Source organism: Acidobacteriota bacterium (assembly GCA_028875575.1).
GTDB lineage: Bacteria > Acidobacteriota > Terriglobia > Versatilivoradales > Versatilivoraceae > Versatilivorator.
In genome coordinates, this window is sequence record JAPPDF010000019.1 from 1 (window position 1) to 15,310 (window position 15,310).

Sequence of the window (15,310 nt, forward strand, 5' to 3'; positions counted from 1 at the left end):
GGGAGTGAAGCCGGGAGTGCTCCTTCGGTCGGGCTCCGCCCTCCCTGCGGAGCACGCCCGCTCGTTGCCCATCGACCCCCTTGGAGATATGCTTAGCCCTACATAAAGAAGACTGGCCGTGTAAACCATGTATGCGGTTTATTGTGTAAACCATGAATGGATTGCACAGAAGCCGAGCCGCAGGCGAAGGCTGATGCGGAGGGGGGTAAGGCTCGGCTCGGAGGTGCATCTGCTCCGCCCCCGGCTTGACCCGAAATCGGTAATTCCATTACTCTTTGTTGGCATAGTCTCAGCTCAAGCCTAAGGGTGTAAGGGGAGACGTCGGATGGCAACAATCCAAAGGCGACAGACGGTGGCGGTCCGGGTAGGTTCGGTCATGGTGGGATCCGGATACCCGGTGGCGGTGCAGTCCATGACCAACACCGACACCGCCGATGCAGTCGGAACAGCCAGCCAGGTGGCTGCGCTGGCCCTTTCGGGCTCGGAACTGGTTCGGATCACGGTAAACAACGACCAGGCAGCCAGGGCGGTCCCCGAGATCGCGGCTCGCCTGCGCGACCTGGGAATCGAAGCCCCTCTGGTGGGCGACTTTCACTACAACGGGCATCTTCTGCTCAGCCGCTATTCCGATTGCGCCCGCACTCTGGCCAAGTACCGCATCAACCCCGGCAACGTCGGCGCCGGCAGGCACCGGGACGAGAACTTCCGGCGCATGATCGAAGTGGCCAACCAGAACGCCAAGCCGGTCAGGATCGGAGTGAACTGGGGGTCCCTGGATCAGGCGCTGCTAGCCCGACTGATGGACGAAAACGCGGCTTCTTCCCAACCGAAGGACTCCGCTGAGGTAACGCGGGACGCCATCGTCAGGAGCGGTCTGGACTCGGCCCGGCTGGCGGAAGAGTATGGGATGCCCCACGACCGCATCATCCTGAGCGCCAAGGTCTCGGGAGTACAGGACCTCATCCGTGTCTACCGGGACCTGGCAGGCCGTTGCGACTATCCCCTGCACCTGGGACTGACCGAGGCGGGCATGGGGGCCAAGGGAATCGTTGCCAGCACGGCGGCCCTGGCCGTGCTGCTTCAAGAAGGGATCGGAGATACCATTCGGGTTTCCCTGACCCCTGCCCCGGGGGGAGACCGCACCGAAGAAGTCCAGGTTTGCCAGCAAATTCTCCAGTCCATGGGAATTCGCAGCTTTCTGCCGCAAGTGACCGCCTGCCCGGGATGCGGCCGCACCACCAGTACGTTTTTTCAGGAAATGGCCGAGGAGATCCAGAGCTACCTGAAAGAACACATGCCAATCTGGAAGGATCGCTATGAAGGTGTCGAAGACCTGAAGGTTGCGGTCATGGGCTGCATCGTCAACGGCCCCGGGGAATCCAAGCATGCCCATATTGGAATATCCCTTCCCGGAACAGGAGAAGACCCCAAGGCTCCCGTGTTTGTCGACGGCCAACTCAAGACCACCTTGCGGGGACCGGGACTGGTGGCCGAGTTTCTGAAACTGATCGATGAATACGTGGGCTCGCACTACTCCAGGAAAGACGCCACGCTTCCGGTAGGCCAAGAACCCTGACACTAGCCCACATGGTTTCCCGGGGCGCCGCCTGGTGGCGATACAGCTCATTCTCTTTTCTTGGTGGCCCTTGGACGTTCTTCGTGGCCCTTCCTGGATCTCTTTTTCCCTTCGTTCAGATTCCTGGATTGAGAACCAATTCTTACTCCAATTGGTGAGATATGCGGGCGAGTTCCCCAATCTCGGCACCGGTCCTGCTGGCGGCTTGGGTGCTCGCCTTTCCGGGATCGACCCCACTGCTTTCCTCCGACCTGAGGAATCCTTCCGAAGTCATTCCCGGCGGCGAGACCCTGGTCTACGAGGTCCGTTGGGATCCCCCGGACTGGTTGTTCTTCATCCCCACCATCAGCGCCGGCGAGATGACTCTCAAATTCGAGAAGGGAGTCGACGACGGGGGCAGGCCGATTTTCAGGATTACGGCCGATGCGGTCTCTGCCGGAGTGCTGCCCAGGCTGACGGGCATCACCGTCAAGGACCACTTCGAGTCGCTGGTGGCGGCCGAGGGGTTCTGCTCCAATCGGTTCACAAAGATCACACGGGAAGGCAGGCGGCACCGGGACGTGGTGCTGACCTTCGACCAGGAGTCCCATCGGGGCCGCTACCTGGCCTACGACGCTGCCCAAAAGCCACCCAGGGAGCTGAAGAACGAGGAACTGGAAGACCTTCCTCCCTGCGTCCAGGATTTCCTGTCGGCCATTTACCGCACTCGATTGCGTGGGCTCCGGGTGGGGGAGAACTATCCCCTGCACGTGAGCGACAACGGGGTCGTCAAGGAAGTCGATATCCGGGCAGTGAGACGGGAACAGGTGGAGGCCATTGCGGGAACCTGGTCCGCCATCAGAATCGACACCGTTTCGGTGGGAGGGCTCTTCAAGGGGGGAGGAAGCTTCGTGCTCTGGTTCAGCGATGACGGAGCCAGCATTCCCGTCAAGTACGAAGCCCAGGTCAAGTTCGGAAAGCTCTTCGGCACCATCAAGCACATGGAGGGCGCCTCGGCCAAGCGGTTGGATCCGCCGGCCGCCAAAGTTCGGGCGCCAACCGGCACCCTATACCAGCTCCTCGATGGGAGTTCCGGTCTCGTCGTTGATGGAGTTGGCAATCTTGAGCGGACGGCCGATGGGATGCATGTACTCCTTGGTCCAATCGATGCCGAACGCCTTGTATATGGTCGCCAGCAGATCCCCCACGGTCACCATCCGATCGGCCACATAGGCGCCGCGCTCGTCGCTCGACCCGATTACCTGGCCGCCCCGGATTCCGCCGCCGCCCAACACAACCGAAAAGCAATGGCACCAGTGATCTCGGCCGCCGCCGACATTGAGGTCATGGGTCCGGCCGAACTCCCCCGTCACCACCACCACCGTTGACTCCAGCAGACCCCTCTGCTCAAGGTCTTCCAGCAGCGCCGACAGCGTCCGGTCCACCACCGGCACCAGGTAGTCCCGGTGTTGGTAGTCGTTGCCGAAATGCGTGTCCCAATCGCGACCCGTCTCAGGCCGGTTCAGGTCCAGAGCCGTCACGAAGCGGCTGCCCGCTTCAACCATTCGCCGCGCGATCAGCACGCTTTGGCCAAAGGTATTGCGCCCGTAGGCATCCCGGGTCGCCTCCGACTCCTTGGAGAGATCGAATGCCTCGCGGACCGCCGGTGACAGGATCATGTTCCAGGCCTGGGCCCGAAAGGCATCCATGCTGGCATGCTCGGCGCTTTCCACCTTTCGGCGGTAGAGCTGGTCCACAACCCCCAGGAAGGTGCGCCGCGACTCCATGCGCTCCACCGTGAGCCAGTCCGGCAAGCTCAGGTCGGGAACCTCGAACCCCTTGTCGTTGGGATCGGGGATCTCCAGCGGTTCATACCGGGCTCCCAGAAAGTGGGCCTTGTAATAGTTCCGGTAACCGGGATGGATCTTGGGGACGATGATGTTGGCCGGCACGTCTCTGCGCGGTCCCATCTCCTTGGTGATGATGGAGCTGAAGGCCGGAAATTTCATGGACGGGTTGGGCCGATGCCCGGTCATGACATAGTGGTGACCCATGCCATGGTTGTTCTCCTCGGTATGCATGGAGCGAATGACCGCCAACTTGTCCATGTGCTTGGCCGAACGCGGAAGAAGTTCCGAGATCTGAATGCCCGGCACGTTGGTCGAGATGGGCTTGAAGGAGCTGTTGGCCTTGGGATCCCACATGTCGATGTGGCTGGGACCTCCGTTGAGCCAGAGCAGAATACAGGCCTGAGCCTTGCCGGGCAGCGCCGTGTCGCTCGAGGTCATGAGTGGAGCCGCCTGCAGGTAACGGCTCAGGTTCATTCCCATGAAGCTCAAGGCTCCCACCCGAAGCATGGAACGGCGGCTGAGATCGGCTCCATCGACTATCCAACGACTTGACTTTTTCATGGAACTGCCTCGCTAGCTAGGACCGGTAGCGGCCCCTCAGTGGTTTTCCGCAAACTCCCGGGAGGTGATCAGAGCCCACAGCAGGTCTTCCAGGGCCTCCCCGCGTTGAGGATGGGAGCGAACCAGCGCGGTCAGCCGGTCCGACTCCTCGTCCGCGGGAAAGCGGGAGAGGGTGGCCAGATAGATTTCGTCAATGGCCTCCCGGTCAGAAGCCCCACGGCTGAGCAATGTCTCCAGTCGCCCTCCCGGCCGTCCAAGCTTCCGGTTGTAGGTCGAGCCGACCAGGATGTGCAGCGCCTGGCTGAGATTGGCCTTGTTGTCTCGTCCTCCCACCGAATCCCGCTGAGGCCGGCCATAGATGTCCAGGAAGCGGGACCGGTAGCTGGCGGGAAACTTCAGATTGATGGCCCGTGTTCTCGGGGGCGCCGTTTCGTAGGCGTAGATTTCTCCGCCAGGAGGCACGAAATCCTCGGGAACGCCGGTCGCGGTCGAAATGGCGTCCAGCAGCACTTCGGCTTCCAGGGCTCGGGGCAGCGCGTGGGAGTAGTTGATGCGGTCCTCTCGATTCCCCGGATTGGCCCGGCTGGAGAGCTGATAGGTCCTGGAGAGGACGATGCGCCGGATCAGGTGCTTGAGATCGTAGCCGTGGTCCCGAAAATCCTGGGCCAGCCGTCGCAGCAGGCGAGGATGGGTAGCCGGATTCCCCAAGCGGAAATCGTCCACCGGCTCCACCAACCCTCTTCCGAAGAAATGGCCCCAGTAACGATTGACCGTGGCCCTGGCAAAGTCCGGATGGTCGGTCATCCAGCGAGCCAACTCCAGGCGCTGATCGGTTCTGGAAGCAGGCGCCAGGACCGTCCCGTCCAGGAAGGCGGGTTCCACCCGCGTCTTGCGTCGGGGATGGGTGACCTGCTTGAAGACCAGCGAGGTCTCTCCCATTTCTCCGTAGTCCTGTTCGTGCCCTGCCGGATCGTCAAAGACGACCTGGTTCGATCCGCTCCCGACGTTGGTGGCTCGACCGAAGAAGGCGGCCAGGCCCCAGAACTGGTTTTGGGTCCACAGGTCGTAGGGATGGTTGTGGCACTGGGCGCAATCCATGCGACGCCCGAAGAAGACCCGGAACTGCTCGGCCACCACCGTTTCCACGCTGGCGCCGGCCCGAATGAGGTGTTTGGAGGCCCCATCGGATCCCTGGGCGGCGATCCTCTCCTGGGCGACCAGGTCGTAGGGCTTGTTGGAGGCCAGGCTCTGACGTATCCACTCCCAGTAGTCGTAGGCGGAAAGCCGGACCCGGAAGAGATCCGACCAGCGAAAGGTCCAATAGTCGACATATTCGGCGGAATCGAGCAGGACTTCCACCAGCTTCTCCCGCTTTTGGGGGTCCCGGCTGGCCAGAAACTCCCGCACCCGCGCGGGAGGAGGCAGCGTTCCCGTCACATCCAGGCAGACCCGACGCAAGAATTCGGCATCGTCAGCCGGCGGGGAGGGAAGGATGTGGAAGCGCTCCAGCTTGTCGAAGACTTCCTCGTCTACGAGATTGCCCCGCGCGACCCGAGGGAAACGGTCCAGTGTCCGGCGGATCACGCCGAAGCGTGCATGGCCCACCTTGCCTGCCGCCCGAACCAGGACCACGGCTTCACCGACGCGCCTACCCTGCACCCGGCCGCCGGAACTCACCTCCAACACCTCTCGATCCAGAGATTCAAAGCGAACCTGCTCGGTAAGGTCTTGGCTGCGGCCGTCGGAAAAATAAGCCGTGACCAGCATCTGGTAGCGGCCGTCCTCAAGCACCACCGCCTCTTCCGGAAATACCTCCAGTCTCCGGATAACCGGATCCGTCCCGCCGGCCCGGCCGTAGGGAGCACCGGCTCGAATCCAGCTCAGAATGGTCCGGTAGTCCGTGGATCCCTCTTCAAACCGCATTCCGCCGCCATGGGGTTGCCCCATAGTCGGTTTCAGCAGGAGGAGGCTGTTCTCGGGTGATGTGCGGTCGATGCGGGGATTTCGAGGGCCTCGGGGCTGGTCGGTGAGCACCTGGTAGCCGCCGCCTTGGACAATCCAGTCGTAATCTTCGAGGGGATGCATGGCATTGGAGGAGAGTCGAAACCCGCCTCGGCCCTTCACGCCCCCGTGACAACTGCTGCCATTGCAACCCTGCCTGGTCAGTATTCGGGTGATGTCGGTGACAAAGCTGACCGGGTCCGTCCTCCCGGATTGGCTGGTCCGGACCGCGGCCAGGGCGCTCCGGCCGCCCAGCGACGCCCTGAGTGTGGCCTCGCCATCGGAAATCGAAACCAGCTTGCCTTCCGGACCCAGGCTGGCGACCTCGGGGTGAGAAATCGAGAGGCTTGCCTGCGCCGTGACCTCCCGCTCCAGGCCGTCAGAGCCCGTCGCCAGCACCAGAACGCGCTGACCGGCTCCGTCTCCCTCGAGCACCACCTGCTCCGGCACCAGCCGCATGGAAACGATCCCGGATGAGGCCTGTCGGTCCCCGGCCAAGGCGCGGACCGGACCGAGAACTCCAAGCAGACCGACAGCCAGGCAGAGAGAGCCGGTAATGAGACTCGCCCCCAACGGCCCATTGCGCCTGGCTGACACCGCGATCATGGCCATCGCCTATTCACCCGTCTCTAGTTGACTGACCGTCTTGGGGACAACGGGATTGACCACCGTCAGGAAGAGATCCTTCACCGGGAAGGGTGGACTTGGCCGCCCTTCCGCCACCACCCGGGCAGCCAATCTCACCGGATGAGGCTGCAAGGGAGCCGGAGCGTCCCCTTCCACCAACAGCGTCAAGGACACCTCCTGCTTCCGCGGGAAAAACCGGTCCCGGTGGACTTCGTTCCGCGGCCCCTTGGCCTTGCCCGATTTATCCTCCGGGACGACTGTCGGGAGCACTTGAATTCCCGGGGGCAGATTCTCCAAGTGCAGCGTCACCATCTGGTCCAAACCCTCTTCCCTCTCCAGGGTCAGCTTCAGGGTCCTGGCTTCACCCGGGACCAGGTTGATGTGCTCTCCGCCGGCCAGGGTTACGACCCCGATGTGAGGCACCTGCGGCCGAACCAGCACCCGGTAGGTGAATCCGTCCCCTCCTCGGCGGGAGGTCAGGTCCCTGAGCCGCAAAATGTAGTCGCCCCCTTCCTCAAAGGTATAGATAATCTTGGACTGGAGAAACTTCTGCCAGTAGGCGGAATTGTTCTCCACGTTTCGATAGATGTTGGAACTGACGGTTTGACCGGAAGCATCCAGCACTTCCAGCCAGGGGCTGAGCTCCGGAAACATCCGGTCCACCGTCTGGATCTCGAAGGCCACTCTCTGCCCTGCCTCCACTGCAAAACGGAAGTGGTCCAGGTCCCCGGGGGCATCGATTCTGCCTTCGAGAATGACGGGAAGGGAAATGGCCGAAGCCGACTCCGGTGTCTCATCGGGCTCGGATTCCACCAGGGAAGGATACTCGACCAGAGGTCTACCCTGACCGCCGCGGCCGACATCGGACTGGGCCGGTTCTTTGGCTCCCTCTCCCGCCGGAGCCGCACCGGCATTATGGTCGGTGTCGCCGAGGCCGCGGGCCAGCAGTTGTTGCCGCCGGATTGGATTGATCTCCCGTCCAAAGCCTCTCTCCCGCCAGTCGAGAAGGGAGACGTCACGGGCTGCACGGTAACGGGTCCATCGGTCCTGACCTTGTCGCATGGATGCGCCGACCGGGGTGATCCGCAACTGATAGTTGTGCCCGGGACCCCCTTTTTGAGCCAGGCTTCCGACGGCCACCAGGTAGCGGCCCGGTTCGTTGAAGCGGTGCCGCAGCCGGGGCCGCAGGATCCCGCCCTCCAACGGCAGGAGAAAGATGGTGGAATCCACGCGGGTTTCCAGGCGCCGGGCCTTGCCCTGGAACCAACCCTGGGAAGGCTGGTAGAGAATCAGTTCGGGATCGCGGAAGTGAATGGGAGAGCCCGACAGAATTCCGCCGGCAACCAGGACCTCCAACTGCAGCTCCTGGTTCTCAAGCACGTCGAAGGCGTAGAAATCCACCTCCCCGTTGCGGCCGATCCTGCCGTTGAGATTGGCCGGCAGCTCCAGCAACTGGGCGCTTTCGGGACCCTGATGGGGTTCCGGCTGTTCCTGAACGACCTTCCCGTGGCTGACCACCAACGTCACCGGGCCCGACAGCCCCCACTCGGTGAGGAGTCGGAGGGAGTATGCGCCCGGGGCGACATCCTCGGCGATATCGACCTGGAGATACACCTCCTGTCCCGGGGAGTAGGTCTTGCGCGAAAATCTGGCCTTTTCGAGCTTGATCTCCTTGACGGCCTTCACTTTGGCGGTCAAGCGATCGCAATCGAACCAGACGGACCGGATCCCCTCCAGGTCTTCTCCGCGCACCCGGAATTCCAGGGAGGAGCCCGGGGGACCGCCCATGGGGGTCATGGAGAGCAGTTGCGGATTTCTCTTCCGATTCTCCGGGGTGGCCTTGGCCCAAAGCTCCCCGGCGGTCAGCACCAGAACAATGGAGAGCAACCCTGCCACCTGTTTCACGTTGACCTCCCAACCCGAGTCTTCACTCGGGAGAGCTTTTTGCAGAATTCGCAGCGGGGCAGGTCATCTTGCCGGCAAGCCTGAGATTCTGCCTTTTTCAATGTCGGGTGCAACTTGGTCAAAAATGCTGACTAACCACAAAAAGCACATAAGTCACAAGTCCTGTTTTTGTGCCTTTTGTGTCCATTCCCGATAAACGTCCCCCTGCCGAGTTCTGCAAAAGGCTCGGGAATTAAAAGATATTGCCCGACCCTGCACTCCTCCAAACAGCTGAGCTCACCCCGCGAGCGCACCCACGACTACGAATGCAAGGCCTAAGAATGGGATTGGGAAGTAGAAAAGGAACGGGCGGCAGGTGCGGCGGCGAAAAGGCGATCGGCGCACACCCTCACCGGGACAGACCCGACCCTGTGGTCGCCTGAGTCGGGCTAGACCAGCTCGTGAACCGGATGGCCCTGCTTGTCCCCGATGGAATTGGCGATGTAGAGGGGCCGACCGTCCAGACCGGTATAGGTCTTGGTCCAATCCACCCCCAAGGCCTTGTAAACCGTGGCGAAGAGATCACCGATGGTCACCTGGCGCTCGGCCACGTAGGCTGCGCGCTCGTCGCTGGCGCCGACGATCTGGCCGCCCTTGATTCCGCCACCTCCCAACACCATTGACCAGCAATGGGCCCAGTGATCTCGACCGGCTCTGGCGTTGATTTTCGGAGTTCGCCCGAATTCGCCCATGGCCATGACCACCGTCGTCTCCAGCAGACCTCTCTCCTCCAGTTCGGTCAGCAGCATCGAAAGCGCTTGATCGAAACGAGGGGCCAGATTTTCCGACAGCTTCTTGTCGTTGTCGAAATGGATATCCCATTCGCTGTGGTTGAAGCCCTCGGCGGTTACGAAGCGGCATCCTGCCTCCACCAGGCGGCGGGCCAGCAGGACCGACTGTCCAAAGCGCGTCTTGCCGTAGGCTTCCCGCACCCGGTCCGGCTCCGCCGACAGGTCAAAGGCCTTCTTGACGTTGGGCGAGAGGATCATTCTCAGGGCCTGCTCCTGATAAGTGTCCATCTTGCTGAATCGGGCAAACTCCTCCTGCTGCCGGTAATAGTGATCGACCACCTTCAGGAAGGATTGACGGTCCTGAAGCAGCTCGGCGGAGAGAGACTTGGGCAACGTCAGATCGGGTATCTTGAAATCTTCCTTGCTGGGATCGGGAACGATCATGGGGTTGTACTGAGGACCCATGTTCCCCGCCATGTAGGAGTGCCCGTAGGAGAGGGGTGGCGTGACCACGTAGGGCGGGATATTGTTTTGTCCGCCGAGTTCTCGGGAGACGATCGACCCCAGGCTTGGAAAACGGAAGGCCGGACTGGGGCGATGCCCGGTCATCCCATAGTAGGTGCCTTCGGGATGATTCCCCTCCTCGCTGTGCATGGAGCGGATGATGGACAACTTGTCCATATGCCGCGCCACCCGTGGAAGCGTCTCCGAGATCTGAATCCCGGCCACGTTGGTCGAGATGGGTTTGAAATTGCTGTTGGGCTTGGGATCCCACATGTCCATGTGGGGCGGACCGCCGGAAAGCCAGATGAGAATGACCGACTCGGCCTTCTTGCGCGTTCCGGTGGCGGCCAGCGTGTCGGTCAGCCTGAAGTAGTCGCTCAGCGTAACGCCGAGGAACGTCAGTCCGCCCACCCTGAGAAACTGGCGCCGCTCAAAGTTGCCTCCGGTACAGGAAAAACATTCCGGCAGGTTCATCACGATCCCCCAAAGCTGCTGCTTGAAAAGGGATTACGGCTGAAATGCCCTAACCCCCCGTTTCTAATGGAGCTTACCAATCCCCGATTATCAGTGATTGTGCGAAAATTGTCGAGAACTAATTAGACCCCAGGTCAGGCTCTCGAGGGCTTCTCTTCGAGGGCGCTCGGAGATCATTTCTTCCAACCGCGCTCGCTCCTCGGCCGTGGGAAACCGTGACAGGGCAGCCAGATAGAGCTCGTCGACGATCTCTCCGTCTCCGACCCCGCTCCGGATCAGCCGATCCAGCCGCCCGCCCTCTCGCGCCAGCTTTTCGGTAAAGGTCTTTCCCGTCAACATGTGCAAGGCCTGGGCCAGGGCGGGCTCGGGCTTGCCTTCGGGCAGCGTCTTGCGCTCATTGCGTTCAAAGACGTCCATGAACTGAGAGGGCATGCTCGGCATCAGAGCGATGGCCCGAGTGCCCGCGGCAAAGCCCCGATCACCGCTGGCGAACTTCTCGGGAACCTCGGTGACCTGCGAGATGGCATCCAGCAAGACCGCCGCCGGCAGCGGTTTCGGCAGCGCATGCGAGAAGTTCAGGCGATCGCCCCGGTTGGTCTCGTTGGGGATCCCCGACAACTGGTAGGTCCTGGACTGGACGATCACCCGCATCAGGTGTTTCACGTCATGACCGTTGACCCGGAAATCCTCGGCCAGGGCCTTGAGCAACTCCGGGTGGGTGGGCGGATTGGTGGAGCGGAAGTCGTCGACAGGATCGACGATGCCCTTGCCCAGGAACCAGTCCCAGACGCGGTTGACAAAGGCTTCGGCGAAGTAGGGGTGGGACACGATCCACTGAGCCAGTTTCATGCGCAGATCGGTTCGCTCGCCTTCCGGCAATTCCCGCCCGTCCAGAAAGCGCGGTTGGACCACCTTCTTGGTCCTCGGATGAACCACCTGATCCTTGAGGGCGGGGTCGTCCACCAGCAGGGAGTCGTCCATGGCGGAATCCCGCACATCCACCATCCTGCCGTAAAAGGCGGCCATCCCCCAAAACTGATCCTGGCTCCAGGCTTCAAAGGGATGGTTGTGGCAGCGGGCGCAGTCCAGCCGCCGGGCCAGGTAGATCCTCACCTGCTCGGCAATCATTTCCGCCGGGGGAATGATGAACCGCAACTGGTAGAAAAAGCGGGAAGGACCGTCGTAACCCTGGGCCGCAATCCTGTCCACCGCCAGTTGGTCGTAGGGTTTGTTGATGGCGATGCTCTGTCTCAACCATTCCCCGTAGAGCTGGGTGTCCTTGCCCAACTGGGTGGCGCCGCCGTACCAGCGGAAGATCTCCCCGTACCGAAAGAAGAGAAACTCCTCGAACTCGGGCGAATTCAGAAGGATCTCGATGATCCGGTTACGCTTGTCGGGATCCTTGGAAGCCAGGAATTCGCGGACCCGGTTGGGCGGCGGCAAGGTCCCGGTCAAGTCCAGGCAGACCCGCCGGAGAAACTCGGCATCGCTGGAGAGCTCCGAGGGAACGATGTTGAATTTCTTCAGCTTGGCGAAGACATGCCGGTCGATAAAGTTGTTTTCCGGCACCTCGGGATAGCTGGGCAGCGGATCGGCGATCACGCCGAAACGGACGGCGGCGGCCCGGCCCGGCGCTCGAACCATGACGCTGGTCTCTCCGGTCTTGTGGGCCTTGACCAAGCCCCCTTCGTCGACGTCAACCACCGATCGGTTGATGGACTCGTAGACGACCTGCCGGGTGACATCCTCCCGCCGGCCGTCGCTGAGGTGGGCCGTGACCAGAATCTGCTGCTTGCCGTCCAGGTCCAGCACGCTTTCCCGGGGATAGACCTCCAGGCTCTCGATCTGGATGTTCTCCGACTCACCCTCCTCGCCGTAGGGAGCCCCCGATTGAATCCACTGGAGGATCCTGGCGTACTGGGGGGAGTCGGAGCCGAATCGGAGCCCGCCTCCGTGGGGTACCTGGAGAGTGGCCTTCTGCAGAATCAGACTCTTTTCCGGATCCTTCAGATTCACCCGCGGATGGGGAGGTTCCTCCATTTCAGCGGTGAGGACTTCGAACTTCCCCCCCTCCACGATCCACTTGTAGTCGTCGCGGGGATAGGTGGCATTGGTGGAGAGCTTGAAACCGCCCTGTCCGGGAACGGCGCCGTGGCAAGTGGTGTTGTTGCAGCCCTGTTGGGTCAACAGCGACCCGATATCGCGAGGAAAGCTGAAGGGGCGCTTCTCCTGGGAACCTCGAATGGCGATGGAGGCCGTAGCCTCTCGTCCCGCCACTTTGGCCGTGAGAACCAGGTCGCCGTCCGCAAGAGGCTGGATGCGGCTGTGGGAGGCGAACCGGATCAAGCCGGACTTGGAACCGGACAACTCGGCCTGCGCGGTGAGGTCGCGTTCCAGGCCGTCCGAGAACTTCCCCATCACCAGAAACTGCTGAGAGGCATCCGCCCCCTGCAGTCGGACCTCGGAGGGCACCAGGCGGATTGACGACGGTTGGGGCGACGCTCCCCGGTCCGATCCCTCAACCTCTGCAGCCTGGGCCAAGGCGGCCAGGAAACAAACCGCCCCGAGGACCAATACCGCAGTGAGAGCGGCCGGTGTTCGGCAACTGGCAACGGTCTTCCTGCAGGATTTCGTTTCCATGCGCGTTATTTTTTACCTCCGGCTTGCCGGCTGGCCAGTTGGCTCAGTTTTCTGGCGGGATCCGGATCCAGGATCGTCAGTGGGATCTTCTTGACCGTCAGCTTGGGACCGAGCCGGCCCCCGACGATCGGGCGGGCGGTCACCGTGATCCAGGCCGGAAGATGAGTGGGCGCCGCATCCTCCCGGGAATGAAGCACCACGCTGACGTACTGGACCTCGGGCAGGTGGTGGCCGGCCCCCTTGATGACCGGGGGCCTGGGACCTCCCGGCAACCTGTAGCTGCTGGCGCCGGCAAGCGCCTCGACCCCTGCCGGCAGGCCTTCGACCGACACCGCGATCTGATTGGAGGGCAGGAAGAAACCCTCTTCCTGCTCCATGATCAAGGTGAGCTTGGCGGCTTTACCGGCCAGCAGATTGACGCGGTGGGGATCGACCCGACCATCCTCGAAGTCTCGCGTCCGGGTTTCCAGGTGGATGTCGCCGACGTGGGGGATCTGCGGCCGGACCAGCACCCGGTAGCGGAATCCGGGATCGCCCTTCCTGAGAGTCACGTCCCTTACCCTCAGGTAGTAGTCCCCCCCTTTTTCAAAGGTGCCGATCACCTTGGCATCCACCGACACCAGGTGAACGGAGGTGACACGCCTGTACTTCTCGGTTCGGCGCAGGCTGCTGAACTGGTCCCGCCCCCGGGAATCGATGATTTGCAGCAAGGGGTTGAAATCGGGCCGGGTGGCCTGGGGTGTCTCCACCTCGAAGGCCAGCTTCTGTCCGGCGTGAACCTTGAACTTGAACAGGTCGCTGTCCCCCGGGTGTTGCACGACCCCCTCGACGATTGACGGCACCGGAATCTCGACGGCGTCCTCCAGCCGGTCCCCGGGTTCCCTTTCCGAATGGACGCCGAGGGCAATGGCCGGGTCGGAGAGCTTGAGGTCGAGTTGGGCCGGATCGGGCTCCTTGGAGCTTTCGTCTTCCTGACCGCCCTCCGGCTTTATCTCCAAGGCCGGCCGATCGTCCCTGACTCCCCTCGACCACAACTGCTTGAGCCGGTCACCGGTGAGTTTCCGCACGAAACTCCTCTCGCTCCAGTCCCGGAGCCCCGGAGTCTCATGGGAAGGTTGGTCCGGCGGCGCCACCCGCAACTGATAGATAAATTCGGGTTTCGCCTGCCCACCCAACGAGCCGACCTCCACAAAGTAGCGGCCCGCCTCAGCGAACCGGTGCCGCAGGCTGACTCGCGTCCCGGTTCTCTGCCTGGGGTCCCGGTCCGCGATGACGCGGTCTCCCCGGTCCTTGTCGCTGAAAGCCAGGCGCACTACCCGATCGGGATCGAACCAGCTTCCCCGGCGGCCGTGGATCGATATCTGGGATCGAAAGACGTTGGCCGCCGATTCCTGGCTGCGAGTCACTTCAAAAAGGAGTTCCTGCCCCCCGGCGACCTCAAACTGGTAGAAATCCATCTCGGCGGGCGTGTCGATCTGCCCGTTGACCACGACCGGGTAGTCGATCGCCTGGGCTCTGCCGGGTTGGTCATGGGGATCGGCCGACTCCCGGATCACCCGGTCCGCGTTCACCCGAAAGTGGACCCGGTCGCTGATTCCCCTGGGAGTGACCACTCGCAACCAGTGGTTCCCCGGGCGGGCCGCCGCATCGATATCCACGCCCACCCGCACCCGGTACTCCGGCTCCTTCTTGTCCTCTTGCTTCCGGGCGCCCTCTTCGCTCTCCTCCACGATCTCTTCAACGGCGCGGAATTCGGTCCGGATTCCCTCTTCCTCGGCAACCACCGCGTAGGCCGACTGCAGACCCTTTCCCCGGATCTCGACTTCCAGGGAAGTCCCGCGCTGGCCTCCCAGGGGAAACAGCCACATCGCTTCCGGCTCCTGCTTCGGCGCGGCCTGTTCGGCCAACCCAGGAGAGGGTCCGAGCCAAAGGAGACAGCAGAAGGTCAGCAGGACGGGGATTCTGAAGCGCGGCGCCATGGTATGTCGAGTCGCTGGAAAGAAACTGCAGGGGCCATTAGACCAATAAAAGTATACCAAACGGGGTACCGAGCGGCAATCGGTCAGGCGACGGGACTTTCCCCATTCTTACCTGGAACACCGCTGTTTCGCCCTGAATCAGCCGCGCCGTCGCACGGTCCGCAGTCGAGCCTTGCCCCCCACCGCATCAGCCTTCGCCATCCGGCTCGGCTTCTGCGACTCCCCCTCAAGGGGGGAGTGATTGAGTTTTACTGGAAGCCTTGTGCTGGCCTCGAGCACTCCCCCCTGGAGGGGGACTCCCCACCATTTGTCAAGAGGTGGAAACCCGTTTCGTATGGCCTTCCGTCACTGGCATCCATCCTTGCAGAAAGCCCCGAGAACCGATCAGGGAGCCGAGGCCACCGCATCGACCACAGGAGGCGGGCTACGCCCTGGAGAGGCGGC

General features: G+C 62.3%; 7 protein-coding genes and 1 pseudogene. 2 read left to right on the top strand and 6 right to left on the bottom strand.

The window, feature by feature from the left end; translation table 11 throughout:
* Window positions 1-325: 325 nt before the first annotated feature.
* Together ispG and OXI69_02560 are read left to right on the top strand one after the other, a co-directional pair.
* Window positions 326-1,576: a flavodoxin-dependent (E)-4-hydroxy-3-methylbut-2-enyl-diphosphate synthase gene (ispG, locus tag OXI69_02555; protein ID MDE2665013.1), complete on the top strand. Its 1,251-nt coding sequence runs from the start codon at window positions 326-328 to the stop codon at window positions 1,574-1,576.
* A 161-nt stretch (window positions 1,577-1,737) separates the two neighbouring features.
* A pseudogene (locus OXI69_02560) lies at window positions 1,738-2,529 on the top strand (DUF3108 domain-containing protein).
* 93 nt (window positions 2,530-2,622) lie between these two features.
* Here OXI69_02560 and OXI69_02565 read toward each other — a convergent pair.
* The 6 genes from OXI69_02565 to OXI69_02590 all read right to left on the bottom strand — a co-directional run bounded on the left by OXI69_02565 (window position 2,623) and on the right by OXI69_02590 (window position 14,755).
* A complete protein-coding gene (locus tag OXI69_02565) occupies window positions 2,623-3,966 on the bottom strand; it encodes a DUF1501 domain-containing protein (GenBank protein MDE2665014.1) in 1,344 nt (447 codons plus the stop codon).
* Between the two features lie 36 nt (window positions 3,967-4,002).
* A complete protein-coding gene (locus tag OXI69_02570; protein ID MDE2665015.1) occupies window positions 4,003-6,573 on the bottom strand; it encodes a DUF1549 and DUF1553 domain-containing protein in 2,571 nt (856 codons plus the stop codon).
* Between the two features lie 9 nt (window positions 6,574-6,582).
* The gene (locus OXI69_02575; protein MDE2665016.1) at window positions 6,583-8,499 is read right to left on the bottom strand and encodes a hypothetical protein; all 1,917 of its coding nucleotides are present in this window, start codon (window positions 8,497-8,499) and stop codon (window positions 6,583-6,585) included.
* 428 nt (window positions 8,500-8,927) lie between these two features.
* Entirely contained in the window at window positions 8,928-10,247 is a 1,320-nt protein-coding gene (locus OXI69_02580) for a DUF1501 domain-containing protein (GenBank protein MDE2665017.1), read from the bottom strand.
* Window positions 10,248-10,337: 90 nt separating this feature from the next.
* The gene (locus OXI69_02585; protein ID MDE2665018.1) at window positions 10,338-12,887 is read right to left on the bottom strand and encodes a DUF1553 domain-containing protein; all 2,550 of its coding nucleotides are present in this window, start codon (window positions 12,885-12,887) and stop codon (window positions 10,338-10,340) included.
* A gap of 5 nt (window positions 12,888-12,892) precedes the next feature.
* On the bottom strand, window positions 12,893-14,755 hold the full coding sequence (locus tag OXI69_02590) for a hypothetical protein (GenBank protein ID MDE2665019.1): 1,863 nt from the start codon (window positions 14,753-14,755) through the stop codon (window positions 12,893-12,895).
* Between the last annotated feature and the right edge of the window lie 555 nt (window positions 14,756-15,310).